This is a genomic window from Pseudomonas sp. NBRC 111131 (assembly GCF_001320525.1).
Classification (GTDB): Bacteria; Pseudomonadota; Gammaproteobacteria; order Pseudomonadales; family Pseudomonadaceae; genus Aquipseudomonas; species Aquipseudomonas ceruminis.
Genome location: NZ_BCBH01000001.1, coordinates 437,241 through 455,911, shown reverse-complemented (window position 1 = coordinate 455,911; position 18,671 = coordinate 437,241). Strand labels below are relative to the sequence as shown.

The 18,671-nt window shown below is 62.4% G+C and carries 18 protein-coding genes; 6 read left to right on the top strand and 12 right to left on the bottom strand.

What is annotated here, in order from left to right; all coding sequences use genetic code 11:
- Positions 1 to 210: 210 nt before the first annotated feature.
- Positions 211 to 1,107: a formate/nitrite transporter family protein gene (locus APH34_RS02070; RefSeq protein ID WP_054899504.1), complete on the top strand. Its 897-nt coding sequence runs from the start codon at positions 211 to 213 to the stop codon at positions 1,105 to 1,107.
- Positions 1,108 to 1,114: 7 nt separating this feature from the next.
- Here APH34_RS02070 and APH34_RS02065 read toward each other — a convergent pair whose 3' ends face one another.
- Positions 1,115 to 2,209, bottom strand: a complete 1,095-nt coding sequence (locus APH34_RS02065) for an MBL fold metallo-hydrolase (RefSeq protein ID WP_054899503.1) — start codon at positions 2,207 to 2,209, stop codon at positions 1,115 to 1,117.
- A 130-nt stretch (positions 2,210 to 2,339) separates the two neighbouring features.
- On the opposite strand from APH34_RS02065, the gene APH34_RS02060 reads away from it, so the two are divergent.
- Positions 2,340 to 3,413 carry a diguanylate cyclase gene (locus APH34_RS02060; protein WP_054899502.1) on the top strand — a complete coding sequence of 358 codons (1,074 nt, stop codon included), beginning with the start codon at positions 2,340 to 2,342 and terminating at the stop codon, positions 3,411 to 3,413.
- Between the two features lie 34 nt (positions 3,414 to 3,447).
- Here the strand turns inward: APH34_RS02060 and APH34_RS02055 are convergent, their stop codons facing one another.
- Entirely contained in the window at positions 3,448 to 3,768 is a 321-nt protein-coding gene (locus APH34_RS02055) for a DUF2025 family protein (RefSeq protein ID WP_054899501.1), read from the bottom strand.
- A gap of 181 nt (positions 3,769 to 3,949) precedes the next feature.
- Here APH34_RS02055 and APH34_RS02050 point away from each other — a divergent pair, with 181 nt between their 5' ends.
- Positions 3,950 to 5,164: a GAF domain-containing sensor histidine kinase gene (locus APH34_RS02050; RefSeq protein ID WP_054899500.1), complete on the top strand. Its 1,215-nt coding sequence runs from the start codon at positions 3,950 to 3,952 to the stop codon at positions 5,162 to 5,164.
- Here the strand turns inward: APH34_RS02050 and APH34_RS02045 are convergent.
- Positions 5,103 to 6,020: a LysR family transcriptional regulator gene (locus APH34_RS02045; protein WP_054899499.1), complete on the bottom strand. Its 918-nt coding sequence runs from the start codon at positions 6,018 to 6,020 to the stop codon at positions 5,103 to 5,105. The genes APH34_RS02050 and APH34_RS02045 overlap by 62 nt on opposite strands.
- Positions 6,021 to 6,134: 114 nt before the next feature.
- Here APH34_RS02045 and APH34_RS02040 point away from each other — a divergent pair, with 114 nt between their 5' ends.
- Positions 6,135 to 6,893, top strand: a complete 759-nt coding sequence (locus tag APH34_RS02040; protein ID WP_054899498.1) for an SDR family NAD(P)-dependent oxidoreductase — start codon at positions 6,135 to 6,137, stop codon at positions 6,891 to 6,893.
- A 17-nt stretch (positions 6,894 to 6,910) separates the two neighbouring features.
- Here APH34_RS02040 and APH34_RS02035 read toward each other — a convergent pair whose 3' ends face one another.
- The 7 genes from APH34_RS02035 to APH34_RS02010 form a co-directional block, all read right to left on the bottom strand.
- The gene (locus APH34_RS02035; protein ID WP_054899497.1) at positions 6,911 to 7,780 is read right to left on the bottom strand and encodes an HlyD family secretion protein; all 870 of its coding nucleotides are present in this window, start codon (positions 7,778 to 7,780) and stop codon (positions 6,911 to 6,913) included.
- Positions 7,781 to 7,791: 11 nt separating this feature from the next.
- Positions 7,792 to 7,998, bottom strand: coding sequence for a DUF1656 domain-containing protein (locus APH34_RS02030; RefSeq protein WP_054899496.1), 207 nt, complete (start codon positions 7,996 to 7,998; stop codon positions 7,792 to 7,794).
- Positions 7,985 to 9,973, bottom strand: coding sequence for an FUSC family protein (locus APH34_RS02025; RefSeq protein ID WP_054899495.1), 1,989 nt, complete (start codon positions 9,971 to 9,973; stop codon positions 7,985 to 7,987). Before APH34_RS02025 ends, APH34_RS02030 begins: the two co-directional genes overlap by 14 nt.
- 231 nt (positions 9,974 to 10,204) lie before the next feature.
- Positions 10,205 to 10,321, bottom strand: coding sequence for a cytochrome c oxidase subunit CcoM (gene ccoM / locus APH34_RS30205; RefSeq protein ID WP_054899494.1), 117 nt, complete (start codon positions 10,319 to 10,321; stop codon positions 10,205 to 10,207).
- 135 nt (positions 10,322 to 10,456) lie between these two features.
- Positions 10,457 to 10,618: a hypothetical protein gene (locus APH34_RS29500; protein ID WP_176515004.1), complete on the bottom strand. Its 162-nt coding sequence runs from the start codon at positions 10,616 to 10,618 to the stop codon at positions 10,457 to 10,459.
- 67 nt (positions 10,619 to 10,685) lie between these two features.
- Positions 10,686 to 11,015, bottom strand: coding sequence for a hypothetical protein (locus tag APH34_RS02015; RefSeq protein WP_054899493.1), 330 nt, complete (start codon positions 11,013 to 11,015; stop codon positions 10,686 to 10,688).
- Between the two features lie 109 nt (positions 11,016 to 11,124).
- Positions 11,125 to 11,820 carry a M949_RS01915 family surface polysaccharide biosynthesis protein gene (locus tag APH34_RS02010; protein WP_054899492.1) on the bottom strand — a complete coding sequence of 232 codons (696 nt, stop codon included), beginning with the start codon at positions 11,818 to 11,820 and terminating at the stop codon, positions 11,125 to 11,127.
- A gap of 130 nt (positions 11,821 to 11,950) precedes the next feature.
- On the opposite strand from APH34_RS02010, the gene rapA reads away from it, so the two are divergent.
- Both rapA and APH34_RS02000 read left to right on the top strand, forming a co-directional pair.
- Positions 11,951 to 14,797 (top strand): RNA polymerase-associated protein RapA, encoded by a 2,847-nt coding sequence (rapA, locus tag APH34_RS02005; protein ID WP_054899491.1) that lies wholly within the window; start codon positions 11,951 to 11,953, stop codon positions 14,795 to 14,797.
- Between the two features lie 162 nt (positions 14,798 to 14,959).
- Entirely contained in the window at positions 14,960 to 17,224 is a 2,265-nt protein-coding gene (locus APH34_RS02000; protein ID WP_054899490.1) for a bifunctional diguanylate cyclase/phosphodiesterase, read from the top strand.
- Here the strand turns inward: APH34_RS02000 and APH34_RS01995 are convergent.
- Both APH34_RS01995 and APH34_RS01990 read right to left on the bottom strand, forming a co-directional pair.
- Complete coding sequence (locus APH34_RS01995; RefSeq protein WP_054899489.1) at positions 17,124 to 18,011, bottom strand: NAD(P)-dependent oxidoreductase; 888 nt, start codon at positions 18,009 to 18,011, stop codon at positions 17,124 to 17,126. The genes APH34_RS02000 and APH34_RS01995 overlap by 101 nt on opposite strands.
- A gap of 171 nt (positions 18,012 to 18,182) precedes the next feature.
- The gene (locus APH34_RS01990) at positions 18,183 to 18,488 is read right to left on the bottom strand and encodes a DUF2288 domain-containing protein (protein WP_054899488.1); all 306 of its coding nucleotides are present in this window, start codon (positions 18,486 to 18,488) and stop codon (positions 18,183 to 18,185) included.
- Positions 18,489 to 18,671: the final 183 nt, after the last annotated feature.

Genomic DNA, 18,671 nt, shown 5'->3' with positions numbered 1-18,671 from the left:
AAAGCTGCTTTCTTTCAAAAGCGTTCAACTTCAACAACTTACCGCTTGCCTCGTTGCGTTCAACGCTGCGAGGAGGCGAATAATACGCGCTTTGAAATTTGAGTCAACACCTTGATCTGAAAAAACTTTCAATGTTCATCTCGCTGCCCTTTGGCAACTAAATGCATGCACCACCGATCTGTAGAGAAACCCCCTCGGAAGGTAACGGTCATGAGCGATGCCCAAAACGAAAAGACCCCAGGCCTGTCGCCAGATGAACAAGAGGAAGTCAGCCATAACCAGCCCCCAAGGGCAGCAGTGCTGCACGAGATCATCCGCTATCAGGGTGATCAGGAACTGGAGCGCACGCTTGCTGCCCTATGGTGGTCCGCATTGGCGGCTGGCTTGACCATGGGCCTCTCATTAATGGGAATGGGGCTGCTCTATGCCCGGCTGCCTGATGGCGAAGGCGCCCAGGTCATCGCCAGCCTCGGTTACAGCGCTGGCTTTCTTGCGGTGATCCTGGCACGCCAACAACTGTTTACCGAAAACACACTCACTGCCGTGCTGCCGGTCATGACCACGCCGACCTTTGCCAACCTCGGGCGCCTGCTACGGCTGTGGAGCGTTGTACTGCTGGGCAACCTGGCGGGCACCTTGCTGGTCGCCTGGGTCATGCTCGAGTTGCCGATCTTCGACGGCAAGACCGATGTGGCCTTCCTTGAGGTCGGCCGCAAGGTCATGAAGAACGACATCAGCCAGATGTTCGCCAAAGGCATCGTCTCGGGCTGGATGATCGCTACCATGGTGTGGATGATCCCGTCCATGGAACACGCCAAGATCTGGATCATCATGATGATCACCTACCTGATGGCCCTCGGCGATTTCACCCACATTGTGGTCGGCTCGGTAGAAGTGTCCTACCTGGTGTGGGCCGGCGACGAAACCTGGCGCAGCTTCTGGCTGGAGTTCGCCCTGCCGACCCTGGCCGGCAACATTATCGGTGGCAGCTTCATCTTCGCCCTGATCAGCCACGCCCAGGTACGCAGCGATAGCGGCAAACCCCCTTCACAACTATTAAAGGACGAGGCACCTCGCACTCCTGAACAACAACGCGGCAAGCGCTGACCTTCGCTCAGCGTGCCGCCACAGCACGCTCGGTGCCCCTGCCCCGCTCGCGCGCCGGCCGGGGTTGCCACCAGTTCTGCCCCTCATGGGGTGAATCGATGCTCACTCGCTCCCCCATCTGCGGCGTGCTCAAGCGTACCTGTGCTGCCGCGGCCAAGGTGACGATACGCTCGAATGGCTCCGTCCAGCCGTGGATCGACAGGTCGAAGGTGCCGTTATGGATCGGCAGCATCCAGCGGCCGCGCAAATCGAGGTGCGCCTGCAAGCTCTCTTCGGGCTGCATGTGCACGTTGGGCCAGGCCACGTTGTACGCCCCGGTCTCTATCAAGGTCAGATCGAATGGCCCGAAACGTTTGCCAATCTGGCGAAAACCTTCGAAATAGCCGGTGTCGCCACTGAAGAAGAGACGCACCTGCTCATCGATCACCACCCAGGAAGCCCATAAGGTGCGGTTGCTGTCGAACAAACCTCGCCCGGAAAAATGCTGCGCCGGGGTCGCCACGAACCGCACGCCATCGACCTCCGTCTCCTGCCACCAGTCCAGCTGCGTGACCTTTGCCGCAGGCACCCCCCATTCCACCAGCCGGTCACCCACCCCAAGCAGCGCCAAAAACCGCTCGACTCGCGGGGCGAGCCGACGAATCGCCTGTTCGTCCAGGTGATCGAAGTGATCATGGGAAAGCACCACCGCCGCAAGCGGCGGCAACTCGTCGAGCCCCAGCGGTGGCGCGTGGAACCGTAGCGGGCCGGCCCATTGCACCGGCGAGGCGCGCTCGGCGAATACCGGGTCGGTAATGAAGAAGCGCCCACGCAGCTTGAACAATACCGTGGAATGGCCCAAGCGCCAGAGGCTATGGTCAGGTGCATCGAGCACTTGCTGGCGGCTCATCGGCTGGACGCTGATGGGCGCAGCCGGTCGCGTTTCCGGCGGTTTACGCAGCAAGAGGTACTTGAAGCCGATGCGCAGTTTTTTCAGCACGCCATCCTGAGGCAGGATGGCCTGATTGTGAAACCGTCCGTCCCGCTGTGGCGCCGACTCGCCGGCGGGGTTAGCCATGGGAATCATGAGTAGCAGCACTCCAAGCAAGAGGAAAGCCTTCATGTTACCTCACAGTGATCGCATCAACCGTGAAATGGCTTGTAAGGTCATTTTTCACCGATGAAACACTGTTGAACAATATTCACGTGACTTATGCGATAAACGGCGTACCAGCAGAAGAACGATAACCATGATGGACAACCGTAGCGGCAAGGGTCTTTCTTTCGTCAAACGCATCTACCTGCCGCGCATCATCGGCACGAGCATTGGCCTGGTCAGCGTGGCCGCAGGCGTTGCGCCCACGTCGCCGCCCACCTGGCTGTGGCTGCTGTTGCTGGGCAACGGCCTGCTCTGGCCCCATGTCGCCTACCGGTGGGCCCTGCAGTCGGCGGCGCCGTACCGCGCAGAGCAACGTAACCTGTTGCTCGATTCGTTGATGGGCGGTTTCTGGGCCGCTGCCATGCAATTCAACCCGCTGCCCAGCGTCACCGTACTGTCAATGGTGACCATGAACAATGTTGCCGCAGGCGGCAAGCGCCTGGTCGGGCATGGGCTGTTGGTACAACTCACCGGCATGCTGTTGGCTTCACTGCTGCTGGGCCCTGGTTTGCAATTGCACGCCACGCCGCTACAGGTTTATGCCTGCCTGCCGATGCTGACCCTCTATCCGCTGGCCCTGGGCTGGGTGTGCTACCGCCTGGCGATCAAGCTTGCGGAGCATAAACGCCGCCTCAGCGCCCTGAGCCTGACCGATAGCCTGACCGGCCTGCTTAACCACGGAGCCTGGAAAGACTTGTTGCTGCTGAAGTTCCAGGCGTGCCAGCAGCAACAGGTGCCGGCGGTAATCGCCTTGATCGATATCGACCACTTCAAGACCATCAACGACACCTTCGGCCATGTGGTCGGCGACTGCGTACTGCGCCAACTCAGTGAGGAACTCAAGCGTAACTTGCGCGATGTCGATCTGGCCGGTCGCTATGGTGGCGATGAATTCTGCATCATTCTGCCTGGCACCCGCGAAGCCCAGGCCTGCCAAGCGATGGAGCGCTTGCGCGAACGCGTCGCGGCCTACCGCAACCCCCAACTGCCACACCTGAGGATCAGCCTGAGCATCGGCTTGTCGGCATTCCAGGCAACACTCGAGAGCCCCGAGCAATGGCTGGAACAAGCCGACACGGCGCTCTATGGCGCCAAGCGCCGCGGCCGCGACCAGGTCAATTTTGCCCAAGGCGAAGCCAAGACGCTGAGGCTGGCCTATCCCGATTGAAAGGCTTGCTCGTGGCAACTGTGGCACGCAGGGCTCAGCGCAATGAACGCTCTGCCACAATCTCTGGCAAATCGCTGCGGCGCAGGTAGATGCGCAGCGGCTCTGCAATGTTGAGCCGATCATCTACATGCTGTTCCAGCAACAGCGCCAGCCGTTTGCGGCACAATGCCATGCGGCCCCCGTGTTCAGGCCGCCAGACGAATTCGCTGCAAGGTGTAATGCTGTCATCCGCCACGTCCATGCCGAACGCGTCTTCGGAAAACCGCACGATGTGGACACCACGCTTGCCATGAAAACCGACAAACCCCATGAGCTGGTCGGCGGCGCTGCAGATGTCCTGGGAAGTGATGGCCATACGTAACCTCGCAATTAACGGAAGTGACGCACGCCAGGCGAATGTCGGTCGCCTCTGCCGGGCAACGCGTTGGCCCAGCCTAGCGCAAGTGCCAGACGTTTCGCCAAGGTTTTTCGCCATTGCGCAACAGCCCCCGCTAGAATGACTGCTCGCCACTTCGTCGCCAACACTGGGACCGTCCATGACCGACGCCATCAACGCCGATATCGCCACCATCGGCCGCATCAACGCTGTGCCTGCCATCCTGCAGGTCATCTGCGAAACCACCGGTCTGCGGTTTGCCGCGGTGGCCCGGGTCAGTGAAAACAACTGGACTGCCTGCGCCGTTCTCGACACGCTGGGTTTCGGCCTGACAGTGGGCAGCCAGCTCGACGTGGCCAGCACGCTGTGCCACGAGATTCGCAGCACCCACGAGACGATCGTGATCGACAAGGCCAGCGAGGACGAGCTGTACTGCCAGCACCACACACCACAGCTCTATCGCTTCGAGAGTTACATTTCAGTACCAGTGTTCCGTACCGATGGCCGCTTTTTTGGCACCATCTGTGCGCTCGATCCCGCCCCGGCAACACTCAGGGGCAGCGCGATCCAGCCAATGATGGAGTCGTTCGCCCGCTTGCTGGCCATCCAGATCGAGAGCGAGGAAAACGCCCAGCGCACCGAGCGCGCCCTGCGCAAGGAGCGGGCCATGGCAGAAGTGCGCGAACAGTTCATTGCCGTGCTGGATCATGACCTGCGCAACCCGCTGTTCGCCATTACTGCGGGTGCCGAATTGCTGACCCAGCGTCTGGATGATGACAAGAACCGTGCAATCGCTCGCCACATCCACACCTGTGGTCGACGCGCCTCGCAACTGGTGGGTGACGTACTGGACTTCGCCCGCGGTCGCCTCGGTTCCGGCATTCCCTTGAACCAGCAACCCTGCGCGGACCTGGCCGAGGGCCTCAGGCATGTCGCCTCGGAACTCCAGCGCGTGCATCCGCTGCGCCAGGTCGTGCTGGACATCGGCGACATTGGCGGCCTGCTGTGCGACCGTGAGCGGGTAACGCAACTGCTCTCCAACCTCATCGCCAATGCCCTGGACCACGGCGACCCGCACAGCCCGGTAACGGTCACGGCGGTGATCGCCAACGGCGAATTCGTGCTCAGCGTTCACAACCATGGGCGGCCCATCGCCGCGCAGACCCTGGGCCAGTTGTTCAAGCCGTTCACTCGGCCGCTGTCGGCGGCACCGCAACAAGGCCTGGGCCTTGGCCTGTATATCGCCAGCCAGATTGCCCTTTCCCATGGTGGGCGCATGCAGGTGGTGTCCGACGAACAGCAGGGCACGCTGTTCAGCTTTCACCTGCCGGTGGATCGACCTGGGCCGCCAGCAACGCCGCCAGCCAGTTCATGAATGCCTGGACCCGGCGCGGCACATGGCGCTGCCGGGCATACAGCAATGACACCGGCATGGCCTGTGCCTGCCAGCCTTCCAGCACCGCCACCAGCTCGCCGCGCGCCAGGTGCTCGGCCACCCCCACGGCCGGCACTTGGATCAGCCCCAGCCCTGCCAGGCACGCGGCCGAATAAGCCTCGGCATTGTTGACCGTGACCGCCCCTGCCATGGCGTGGAAGTGCACCTTGCCATCACGCTCATATTCGAAGCCGGCACTGCGCGCGCCCAGGTTGCGCACATAGTGAACCAGCCGGTGCTCGGCCAGCGCCTCGAGGTTGTGCGGCACGCCGTAACGGGCAAGGTAAGCAGGGCTGGCACAATTGCGCATGCTCAACTGCCCGATAGGCCTCGCGACCACGTCCAAGTCGCTCAGCGCACCGATGCGCATCACGCAGTCGAAACCTTCGCGCAGCAGATCAACCTGGCGGTCGGTGCAACTTATCTCCAGCTCCAGCCGGGGAAAGCGCGCTAGAAACTGCGGCATTGCAGGAATGATGACCCGTCGCGCCATCATGGTCGGCATATCGACGCGCAGACGGCCGGCCAGCGCTGCATCGTCGGCCCGGAACAGGCTTTCGATCTCGTCCATGCCCGATAGCAGGTCTTTACTACGCTCATACAGCAACGCGCCGTCCTGAGTTGCCTGGACGCGACGCGTGGTGCGGTTGAACAGGCGCGTACCGAGCAGTTGCTCCAGCGCCCTCACCTGCTCGGACACGGTTGAACGCGGCAGGTCGAGGCTCTGAGCCGCCAAGGTGAAGCTGCTTACCTCACTGACGCGGACGAAGGTGCGCAGCAGTTCCAGTTTGTTCATGGCCCGCCCTGTGACTGTTCGGATAAAGCGAACAGTATTTCCATTTTCCGTGGATTTAACAGCCTCTGCGTGATCAATAACCTGTCCCCACCCACCACCCTCAGGGATTCGACCATGACTCGCAAAATCGCACTGATCACTGGCGCCAGCCGCGGCCTGGGCCGCAATACCGCCGAACACCTGGCTGCGCGCGGCATCGACATCATCGGGACCTACAACAGCAAGGCAGAAGAGGCAAAGGCAGTAGTAAATACGCTCGAGCAGGCTGGGATAAAGGCCGCCATGCTTCAGCTTGACGTCAGCGACAGCCGCAGTTTCGAAGGCTTCGCCGAGCGCCTAAGCGATACCCTGCGCCAGCATTTTGCACGTGAGCGTTTCGATTTTTTGGTGAACAACGCGGGTATTGGCATCAACGCGCCTTTTAGCGAAACCAGCGAGGCGCAGTTCGACCAGTTGATGAACATCCAGCTCAAGGGGCCGTTCTTCCTTACCCAGCGCTTGCTCCCGCTGCTGGTCGATGGCGGACGTATCGTCAATATCTCATCCGGGCTGGCGCGTTTCGCATTGCCAGGTTATGCCGCTTATGCCGCCATGAAAGGGGCGATGGAGGTACTGACCCGCTATCAGGCAAAAGAACTGGGTGCACGCGGCATCCGGGTGAACATTCTGGCGCCTGGGGCAATCGAGACCGATTTTGGCGGCGGCGTGGTGAGGGACAACCCGCACGTCAATGAATTCATTGCCGGCAACACGGCGTTGGGACGCGTGGGGCTGCCGGATGATATCGGGGCGGCGATTGCCTTGCTGCTTGAGGACGGCAATGGCTGGATCACCGGGCAGCGGCTGGAGGTCTCGGGTGGGATGTTCCTCTGAGTGTCGAAGAGGGGCTTTCACGGGGCGGGTGCGTCTTCATGCACCTGCACACTCGCCGTCATCCCCGCGCTCAAGTTCATCCCCTCGGGGACTTGGTCCAGGCGGATCCGCACCGGTATCCGCTGGGCCAGCCGGACCCAGTTGAACGTGGGTTCGACCTCCGGCAGCAGCTGGCTGTCAGGGTTGCTGTTCCGGTCGGTGATGCCGCGGCTGATGCTTTGCACGTGCCCTTGCATCGCCTCGCCCGCGCCCATCAGCCAGACCTTCACCGAGTCGCCCACGCGAATGCGCGGCAGCTTGGTCTCCTCGAAATAAGCCTGGATGTAGAACGTCGCGTCATCCACCAGCGCCATCACCGGCTCCCCTGCATTCACATAGTTGCCCTGGGCCAGGCGCAAGTTGGTGATGTGGCCGTTGCGCGGAGCGCGTACTTCACTGCGCGCCAAGTTGATTTTCGCCACCTGCAACTGGGCTTGCGCTTCTTGCAGCTCGCCGCGGGCAATGGCCGCGTTGATCTGGGCATTCTCGCGCAGCTCGGCGCTGATCGCCTCAGGCCCCAACGCGGTACGCCGTGCCGCTTCGCGCTCGCGCAGGTGAAGCTGCTGCTTGCGCGTCTCGGCCACTGCGCTGGCCTGGTCGAACGCCGCCTGGAAGCGTTCGCGATCGATGCTCATCAGCAAGTCACCGGCCTTGACCGGCTGGTTGTCCTGCACCTTGAGCTCGCGTACCCAACCCGACACATCAGGGGCGATCACCACCACATCGGCCCGCACCCGTGCGTCACGCGTCCACGGGGTAAGCATGTAGTACTGCCAGAGCTTGTAGCCGGCCAGAACGGCAATGGCGACCACACAGAGGGTCACCAGGGTACGGACGACAGCACGCATTCATTCACTCCTTACAAAGGCCCGAGCAGACGGACTACCAGGTACAGCACACACACGAACAGCGCGGTGTCGAACAGCGCCTCATGCCAGATCCAGCGCCCCAGGGGCGTGGCCTGCACCACCAGACGCAGCAGGCCGGTGAGCACCAGCGCCATCAGCACGTAGATCAGAAACGGGCTCAGCAATACCCCGCCAAGCGCCCACTCACGCAAGCCCATGAGTCTCCTCCTGCCAGCGGCACCACTTGCCCCAGCTTTTTTGCAGTTGCAGGACCGCACCTTCGGCCAGCCGCAGCGGGTCGCTGACCGGTTGGCGCTTGAGGGCCGCAATGAATGCCTGGCTGGCGGCGTCCAGGCGCTGCCCGCGGCCGGCTGCCGGGCCCTCGGCAAGCACTGCCTCCACGCGCTTCAGATACGCTCGCTGCGCAGTCTCCAGCGGCGCCTGCGCAACCGCCAGGCACAGGCGCAGGTGCACCAGTTCGTCACCTATATCCAGGCTGTGCAGGCCATCGTCCCAGCGCTTGCGCTCGGCTTCGGGCAGTTCGCTGGCATGCCGGGCCAGTTGCATCAGCCGGTCAGCCATGCGCCCACCAAACCAGCTGTCGGCGCCGCGCAGGTCGCGTCGGGTCAGGCGTACCAGGTCATTCTGAGTGGCCGCACGCAAGCGGCGGCCAAGCCAGGCCGGGTGGCGGAACACCAGCAGACGGAACGCCAGGACCGCCGCCCCTACCCCCGTCAGCATGGCCAATGCGCTGTTGAGCATCGTCGCCACCCCGAACTGCATGGTATTGAGCGGTGCCACCAGCACGATGAAATGCAGGCAGTAGGAGGTGGCCGTGGCCCCAGTGCGCGGATGGGCCATGCCCAGGGCGCCAAAAAACAGGGGAACGCCCATGCCCAGGCACAGCATGGCAAAACTGCTCCATTGCGGCAGGACGATCTGCCCGACCAACAACGCCACCGGAATCGCCAGCAAGATGCCACGCAAGAACCCAAGGCCGATCTGCGCACCGTTTTCCCGGCTGGCGAACAGGCTGCACACCACACAGGTCAGGACCAGCCCACCCGGGGCCGACGGCCAGGCAGTGGCCAGCCAGAAGCCACTCATCGCCAGAAATGCCAGTGCACTGCGCGAGCCGAACAGCAGGGCCAGCGACCAGTCACGGTGCGCGGCCAGCCCCTGAGGAACATCCTTGGGCGCCCTGCCTGTTTCGACATCGTCCAGTGCCTGGGTGGCGGCCATCGCATAGTCCAGCAGCAAGGCCATCCGGGCCAGGCAAAAATGTTCAGAGGAACTGATGTGCTCGTCATGGGCGGCATCCCAGACACGCTGGCGCAGCAACAGCAAGCTTGCCCGGTCGGGCGCGCCCAACTGTGCGCGCACCTCATCAAGCCAAGGTGCAAGCTGTGTGGCCTGCTGCTCATCGAGTTGGCGCCACTGGCGACGGACCGAGCGCGAAATGCGCAACAGCACCATCAGCTTCTGGCTCAACCCCCGAATCGCCCGGGCCCGTTGGCGCCCGCGCGGCCCCTCGAACCAGGCATGCTCGCGCTGCGTATCGATGGCCACGATGCGCCCGAGGCTCTCAAGCAGGCCCTTGCGCGCTTCATCTTCGCCGCCGAGCATGGCACTTGCCGCCTGCAAGCCGTTCTGCCAGGCCTGGCGCGCCTGCCCGGCAAGTTGCTGTTCGACGCGCATCGGCCAGAGCAAGGCGCTGGTAGCGGTCGCGCAGCAAATCCCCAGGGAAATTTCGGTACAGCGCGCCACCGCCTGGTCGAACACCTGAAGGGGGTGATCGATTGCCGGCAGTGCAATGATGGCAGCGGTGTAGCCCGCCAGCACGAATGCATAGGCCCAGGCACTGCGCAACTGCGTGGAGGCGGCCGTGCACAAGGCCAGCCAGAGGGCCAGGGTGATGAGGAAAAGCCAGGGGGTCTGGGCGAACAGCCCAATGAACAGCACCGACATGAAGGTGCCGACCAAGGTCCCGGCGAGCCGCGCAAGGCCCTTCTGCACGACCATGCCTGACAACGGCTGGGCAACGATGAACGCGGTCATCAACGCCCAGGACGGTTGCTCCAGGCCCCAACGCATCGCCAGCCATAATGCCAGCCCGCCACCGAGCAGGGTCTTGATGGCGAACTTGATGGCGGCGCTGCTGGGTGCGAACAGGGCCTGGAAAGTGATGGGCACAGAGCGGACCTTGCGGGGGATGGTCTGATAAACGATAGACAACGCAGGGAAGAATAATGCGCGGGCGAATTATTAGCTAGCTAATCATCTTTATATTCAGTAGATTTCCCAGCGCCGGCTTCTGCCTGGGGCGCTCCGCCCAAACGCCGACACTGGAGATAAAACCATCAGGCAAAAAAATGGGCGACCGAAGTCGCCCTAAATGCCTTGCGTGCTCATGAACCTGAAAGGTCAGCGCGGCTTGCGCTTGTTCGCGTCCTTCCAGATGAAAATGCCCAGACCAGCGAAGAAGGCGAACATCAACCCGACCGTTACCACGCCTGCGATAACCACATTGTCGAAGAACATGTCGGCCTCCCGATTCGTTTGCCGTTGTCCGATGGGTGCAAGGTAACGAATACGGTGGCGAGGGGAATTGACCGAGGTCAATGGTGCCCGGGGCCGGGCACGCGAGGCGGACGCAGGGTTGACCTGGGTCAAGTTTCAGCGTTTCTTGGGCTTGCCTTTGGGCTTTTTCTTCTTGGCCGTGCTCAATGGCATGGCCTGCTCGAAGGCCTGGCGCACTTCGTTCAGGCGCTTTTCCTTGAGGTCATGGACGCGCTTGGCACGCTCGGCATCGAAGTCGATGAGGTTGTCTTGGCTCATGGGTGGGCTCGACGATCAACAGAGACCTGCATGATGAAGCCAGGCGGCGGCCATGGCCAGCCCCGAATCAGACTTCAATGTCCACCAGCAAGCCCTGGCGTGTTTGCTCGCCCATCAGCGGAGCTACCGGCACGGTGTTGTCGGCATTGACTTCATCACCGGGCACGGCGCTGTAGCGCTCTTCGTCGCCTTTGCCGTTGCGCCGTTGCTGACGGCGCTGTTCATCGCGCAGCAACAAAGCCTGCTCCTGCGGATCGCGTTGGTGCTTGAGGTCAATGGCGCTTTCGCCTGAAGAAGGCTGCACGGGGACCACCGGTTTGATGTCCGGGGTCGGTTTGACCGGGTCTTGTTGCGAGGTCACGGGGGCGGCACTGAGCGGAATGATCGGCGGCAGCATGGAAGTTCTCCTGTGCCTACTGTGTCGGCCAGTTGTCAGCCACCTTGAATATCGGCGGATGAGGATGTGCGGCCGGTCACAGCCGCGTCTTGCCAGTATAGACAGAGCGCTATTGGGCTTCGTCTTCCGGGTCATCATCGGCGGGCGGGCTGGCTTCGCTCCAGGGCCGCTTGTAGACCTGCTGCCAGACCGCATCCATGTGCTCGCGAAGCACCGCAGAGGCATTCTTCAGCGAAGCGCTGTCTTCACGCTCACCACCGATGGGCTCTTCGCCGGCCGGGGTGATCAGCGACTGCCCGGTGATGGTGTAGCTGGCCTGGCCCTCGCGCATTTCAATAGCAATGTCGTGAGGGTCGATGCCCCCGCCACAAAAGGCGTGACTGGCCACCGTCACCTCGGCGACGCCGTCCTTGTTGAGGTCGCTGACGTCGCTGACATCAGTATAGAAATCGACATCCAGGTCCAGCCCAGGACAGGTGGTCTCCTGCTCGATCTGCCAGCGTGGCTTGAAGCCGTCGCTTTCAGCGGCGCGCCCGTACAGCGTGGCCTTGAGCACCACCTTGTCCACTTCCTGTTCGGACTCGGCATCGACGGCCTGGCCATCGGTGCGACTCAACACCAGCAGGCCTTCCCCTTCGCGGTCGCGAAAATGCACGCTCTTGATCGGTGTCTGCACACCCAGGACCTCAAGCTGCTCGACCGGAATCGGCGGCAAGGTTTCGAAATTTTTCTGTTCGCAGGCGGCCAGCAGCAAGAGGCTGCCCGCAGCCAGGGAAGCGTTCAACCAGGGGTGCTTGAGCGGCATGTCTTCCGTAGCCCTCGTCGGCAAGACCGTATTCGGCGATGAAACAGCTAGACTGATGGACTTCTGGTCTATGGTCCGCCCGGCCTATCCGTTAACATAGCCGGCTTTTCATCGCGGGAGTTCAGGCAGTATGGCGCAGCAGTATCAACCGGGGCAACGCTGGATCAGCGACAGCGAAGCGGAGCTCGGCCTGGGGACCATCCTGGCACAGGATGGCCGCTTGCTCACCGTGCTCTACCCGGCCACTGGCGACACCCGCCAGTATTCCCTGCGCAATGCGCCGCTGACCCGCGTGCGCTTCTCGCCAGGTGACCAGATCACCCATTTCGAAGGCTGGAAACTGACCGTACGCGAGGTCGAGGATATCGACGGCCTGATGGTCTACCACGGGCTCGACGGGCAGAACCAGCCGCGCACCCTGCCGGAAACCCAACTGTCGAACTTCATCCAGTTCCGCCTGGCCAGCGACCGCCTGTTTGCCGGGCAGATCGACCCGCTGTCGTGGTTCAGCCTGCGCTACAACACTCTGCAGCACACCAGCAAGCAGGTTCAGTCGGCGTTGTGGGGCCTGGGCGGTTGCCGTGCGCAGCCGATCGCCCACCAGTTGCACATCGCCCGCGAAGTGGCTGACCGCAGTGCCCCACGTGTTCTGCTGGCCGACGAAGTGGGCCTGGGCAAAACTATCGAAGCCGGCCTGGTCATCCACCGCCAACTGCTGACCGGGCGCGCCAGCCGCGTACTGATCCTGGTGCCAGAAAACCTTCAGCACCAGTGGCTGGTGGAAATGCGCCGGCGCTTCAACTTGCAAGTCGCCCTGTTCGACGCCGAGCGCTTCATCGAAAGCGATGCCAGCAACCCCTTCGAAGATGCCCAGTTGGCGCTGGTCGCCCTTGAATGGCTGGTCGACGACGAAAAAGCCCAGGACGCACTGTTCGCTGCCGGCTGGGACCTGATGGTGGTCGACGAAGCGCACCATCTGGTATGGCACGAAGACCAGGTCAGCGTCGAATACGGGCTGGTCGAGCAATTGGCCCAAGTTATCCCGGGCGTACTGTTGCTCACCGCTACCCCGGAGCAGCTTGGGCAGGACAGCCACTTCGCCCGCCTGCGCCTGCTTGACCCCAACCGTTTCCACGACCTTGCCGCCTTCCGCGCCGAGAGCGAGCACTATCGGCCGGTAGCCGAAGCGGTGCAGGAACTGCTCGATGAAGGCCGCCTGTCGCCCAAGGCCCACGCCACCATCCAGGGCTTCCTGGGCGCCGAAGGCGAAGCCCTGCTGGCAGCGGTCAGCGATGGCGACAGCGAGGCCAGCGCACGCCTGATCCGCGAACTGCTCGACCGCCATGGCACCGGCCGCGTGCTGTTCCGTAACACCCGTGCCGCCATTCAAGGCTTCCCCGAGCGCGAGTTGCATGCCTACCCGCTGGCCACACCGGAGCAGTACCGCGACCTGCCGCCCGGCGAGCACGCCGAGCTGTACCCGGAAGTGGCCTTCCAGGCCCAGGGCGACGTCAGCGACGATGAGCGCTGGTGGCGCTTTGACCCAAGGGTCGACTGGCTGATCGACACGCTGAAAATGCTCAAGCGCACCAAGGTCCTGGTTATCTGCGCGCACGCTGAAACCGCCATGGACCTGGAAGACGCCCTGCGCGTACGTTCGGGCATTCCGGCTTCGGTCTTCCACGAGGGCATGAGCATCCTCGAGCGCGACCGCGCCGCCGCCTATTTCGCCGACGAGGAGTTTGGCGCGCAGGTGCTGATCTGTTCGGAGATCGGCAGCGAGGGCCGCAACTTCCAGTTCGCCCATCACCTGGTGATGTTCGATCTGCCGGCTCACCCCGACCTGCTCGAGCAGCGGATCGGGCGCCTTGACCGGATTGGCCAGAAGCACACCATCCAGTTGCACATCCCCTACCTGCAGGATGGCCCGCAGGAGCGCCTGTTCCAGTGGTACCACCAGGGCCTCAACGCCTTCCTCAACACCTGCCCCACCGGCAATGCCCTGCAGCATCAGTTCGGCCCACGCCTGCTGCCGATGCTCGAAGGTGGCGAAGCCAAGGCCTGGGATGCATTGGTGGCCGAAGCCCGCGGCGAGCGCGAGCGCCTGGAAGCGGAGCTGCACAGCGGCCGCGACCGTTTGCTGGAGCTCAACTCTGGCGGGGCTGGCGAGGGCCAGGCGCTGGTCGAGGACATCCTCGAGCAAGATGACCAGTTCGCCTTGCCGATCTACATGGAAACCCTGTTCGACGCCTTTGGCATCGACAGCGAAGACCACTCGGAAAATGCACTGATCCTCAAGCCGAGCGAAAAGATGCTCGATGCCAGCTTCCCGCTGGGCGACGACGAAGGCGTGACCATCACCTACGACCGCGCCCAGGCGCTGTCGCGCGAGGACATGCAGTTCCTCACCTGGGAACACCCGATGGTCCAGGGTGGCATGGACCTGGTGCTGTCCGGCTCGATGGGCAACACTGCCGTCGCCTTGATCAAGAACAAGGCACTCAAGCCAGGCACGGTGCTGCTCGAACTGCTGTTCGTCAGCGAAGTGGTGGCACCTCGCAGCCTGCAACTGGGCCGCTACCTGCCCCCCGCAGCGCTGCGCTGCCTGCTCGACACCAACGGCAACGACCTGGCTTCGCGCGTGGCCTTCGAAACGCTCAACGACCAACTCGAAAGCGTGCCGCGCGCCAGCGCCAACAAGTTCGTCCAGGCCCAGCGGGATGTGCTCGCCAAACGCATCAGCGGCGGTGAGGCCAAGATCATGCCCACCCACGTCGAACGCGTGGCCGAGGCGCAGCGCCGCCTGGCGGCCGAGGCCGATGAAGAACTGGCACGCCTGACGGCCCTCAAGGCAGTCAACCCGAGCGTGCGCGACAGCGAGATCGAAGCCCTGCGCAAGCAGCGTGAAGACGGCCTGGCAATGCTCGACAAGGCGGCATTGCGCCTGGAGGCAATTCGCGTACTGGTTGCCGGCTGACACCGTTGCAACTCTCAAGGAGGCGCACCGCGCCTCCTTTTTTATGCCCCGCCGCTATCAACACCATAACCAAATCATTGCAATCAAAGCGCCATTATTCAGGAAGGGTTAAACACCTCTTCCTATACTGCCTTGGGTGCCCACTCGACGCAGAGACAAGCAATGGAATGGCTGGGATTGCAACTGTTCGCCGAACTGCCGGTCACCGGACGGATAGTCACCGACTGCCGCCATGAACCTCTGCTGATCCTGATCGCCTTCGCCGTAGCCAGCGCAGCCTGCTTCGCCACCCTCGACATGGCTGAACGCCAATCGCACAGTGAGCAGCCGGCGGCGCAGCGGCAATGGCGCATACTGGGGGCCTGCTGCCTGGCTGGCGGCATATGGGCCATGCACTTCATCAGCATGCTGGCGTTCCAGGCCCCGGTGGAGATTCACTATGACGTCTCGCTCACCGGCCTTTCGCTGCTGATCGCACTGATTGTGGCCTGGCTGGCGATGACCAGCCTCGACCGCCCCCAGATGCACCCGCGCCACTACCTGCAAAGCGCCTTGCTGATTGGCCTGGGCATCATCCTCATGCATTTTGTCGGCATGGCCGCCCTGCAGACCGGCGCGCAGCAGTACTATCAAACCGGCATGTTGCTGGCCAGCGCGGCCATCGCCCTGCTCACCAGCCTCGCTGCCTTGTTGCTGGCGCGGTACTTTCGAAACGGCAGCGGCACGTTGCACCAGGCCATGAAGTATGGCGCAAGCCTGCTGATGGCCAGCGGCATCGTCGCGACGCACTTCACCGCCATGGCAGCAATGAGCCTGGTGATCCCGGCCGACACCGCCCTGAGCCTGCCATCGGCTGACAACAGCCTGCAACTGGGCCTGACCGTGGCGTTCATCACCCTGCTGATCAGCGGCAGCAGCATCAGCGCTGCCCTTTCCGACAAGAAGCTGCAGAGCAAGGAACACGACCTGCGCCGCGTCAGCATGCTGCTCAGCCAGTTGGACCAGGCGCGCGCCTCGCTGCAGCAGGCGGCGCATTACGACGCCTTGACCAGCCTGGTCAACCGCCGAGGCTTCAACCAGGTGTTCGCCGAACGCCTGGCAGAACAGGACCCCAGCGAAAATCGCCTGGCAGTGATGTTCCTCGACATCGATCATTTCAAACGCATCAACGACAGCCTCGGCCACGATGCAGGGGACCAGATGCTCAAGGTGATCGCCAGCCATATCAAAGCCGCCACCCGCAGCCACGACCTGGTGGCGCGGTTCGGCGGCGACGAGTTCTGCGTAGTCACCAGCCTCAACGGCCCCGACGAGGCGCGTCATCTGGCCCAACGCATCATGCAGCGGATGAAGGACCCCATTGACCTTGGGGGGCGGCGCATGGTCATGACCACCAGCATCGGCATCAGTATTTACCCCGACGACGGGCTGACCGCAGAAGAATTGCTCAAACACGCAGACCTGGCGCTTTACCAATCCAAGGGCAGTGGTCGCAATAGCCTGCATTTTTTCAACAGCAGCCTGAAAAGCCGGGCCACCCTCGAACTGCAGCTCGAAGAAGAACTGCGCATCGCGCTGCTGGAAGAGCGCGGCCTGCGTGTGCATTACCAGCCGATATTCGACCTGCACAATGGCCAGGTGGCCAAGCTCGAAGCGCTGGTACGCTGGCAGCACCCACAGCATGGCCTGCTGAGCCCTGAACGGTTCATTGGCATTGCCGAAGCCAATGGCCTGATCATCGACCTGGACTTGTGGGTGCTGCGCCATGCCTGCGAAGACCTGGCGCAATTGCACCGCCACGGTTTCGCCAATCTCAAGCTCACCGTCAACTGCTCCGCGGTGACGCTGGGCCATGAAGGGCTGCCCAACGAAGTGGAAATGGCGTTATTCCACGCCGGCCTGGCGCCTCGGCACCTGGAACTGGAGATCACTGAGAATGCCTTGATGGGGGACGTTCAGCGTACTGTTGCCCTGCTCAAGCGCATTCGTGGCCAGGGTGTCAGCCTGTCGATCGATGATTTCGGCACCGGCTACTCGTCCCTCGCCTACCTCAAGCGCTTGCCCCTGGACGTCCTCAAGGTCGACCGCAGCTTCCTGCTCGACGTGCCAGCCAGCCTCAAGGACCGTGAGATCGTCCAGGCAATCATCGCGATGGCCCACACCCTGCACCTGCAGGTGGTCAGCGAAGGGGTCGAAACGGTCGAGCAGTACGAGTTCCTCGCAGCCAATGGTTGCGACTATCTTCAGGGCTACCTGCTCGGCCGTCCGGTGCCGCTGGCGGAGCTGCGGCCGGTCCTGGACCGGCTCGACCGGCAGGAAAAAGCCCTTAGCGCTTGTTGCGATACAGCGTTACCAGGGTCGCCGGATCTTTTTGCAGATAGCCCTGGCTACCGTGCAGGCGCATCAATTGTGCGGCGAGACCACTGAGCGGGGTCGCCGAACCCTGCTCGCGGGAGAATTTCACCGCACCGTCCAGGTCCTTGAGCAACGTGCGCACATGCCACTTGATCGGCTCGAAGCGGCTTTCGGCCATCTGCGGCGCCAGGATCTGCAACGGTTTCGAGTCGGCAAACCCGCCGGCCAAGGCTTCGGCGAGCAATGTGGCATCGACCCCAGACTGCTCGGCCAGGGCCACCACTTCGGCAATGACCAAAGCATTGCACGCCACGATCATCTGGTTGCAAGCCTTGGTCACCTGCCCTGCCCCCACGCCGCCCATGTGCGTCACCCGCTGGCCGAGGGTCAGCAACACAGGGCGCGCGCGCTGAAGGTCCACTGCCTCGCCGCCGACCATGATCGCCAGGGTACCGGCCTCAGCCCCTGGCGTACCGCCGGACACCGGAGCATCCAGCCAGGCCATGCCACACAGCGCCGCCAGCTCGGCCGCCATTTCCCTGGTCGCGGTGGGTTCCAGGCTGGAGAGGTCGATCAACAGTTGCCCGCTGTGCCCACCCTGGGCGATACCCTGCTCACCGAACACCACCTCGCGAACCACTGACGTATCCGCCAGGCATAACAGCACCATGTCGCTGCCTTGGCACAACTGAGCAGGGTTCGCGGCCAGCCGCGCGCCAGCAGCGACCAGCTCGGCACACTTTTCCGGGCTGCGGTTCCACACGGTCAGTGGGTAACCCGCCGCCATCAGGCGGCGGCACATCGGCAAGCCCATCAGGCCGATGCCGGCGAATCCAAGCGAAGGTAGTTCTGAGCTCATCAACCACTCCAGACAAATCGATATTTATCTGGGCTGCACGGCAGCCCCCATTACGCATTCCGTAAACTGTTACCGCCACGCCAAATTGTTACCCGACGCCACTGTGCGTGAACGCCTTCAAGCACCAAAACGAGACAACTGTGCATTTTTACGCACCAGAACAGCGCAAGCTTACTGCGCGCTTCTACTTTGAATCACGATAAACGGCGAAACCACCACCGCCCAGATCTCTGGATCGCGGCTTTGCAGGTCTAACGCTTGCTCAGCGGTGACCGGTCCAACAGTGCCATCACTGCGCCACTTAGCGAAGATTTCACTGCGATTCTCGGCCATTGCCTCGGCTACGGCGATCAGGTCGAGGGCTGGATCGACCCAAATCAGGTCACCCTTGGCCCAGAAGCGCTCCAACGCCTTCCACTCGATAATTGCCGTCTCGCCGAGCAATTTGGCATAGAGGGTGCTTGTTTGATCAGTCATGGGTTTTTACCCGCATAAATCGGCCAATGAAAATGGCCGGCATTTTTGCAGAAAAACCCGGTTTCAAATATGTAATTTGGTCGATTGGCCCAGAACGTGTGGGGTGGGGACGCAGATACAGGCTAATTGATGGCGCTTTTCTGTATCTTTGTGTCGATCATGCGACAACCCCTGAAATAGGCG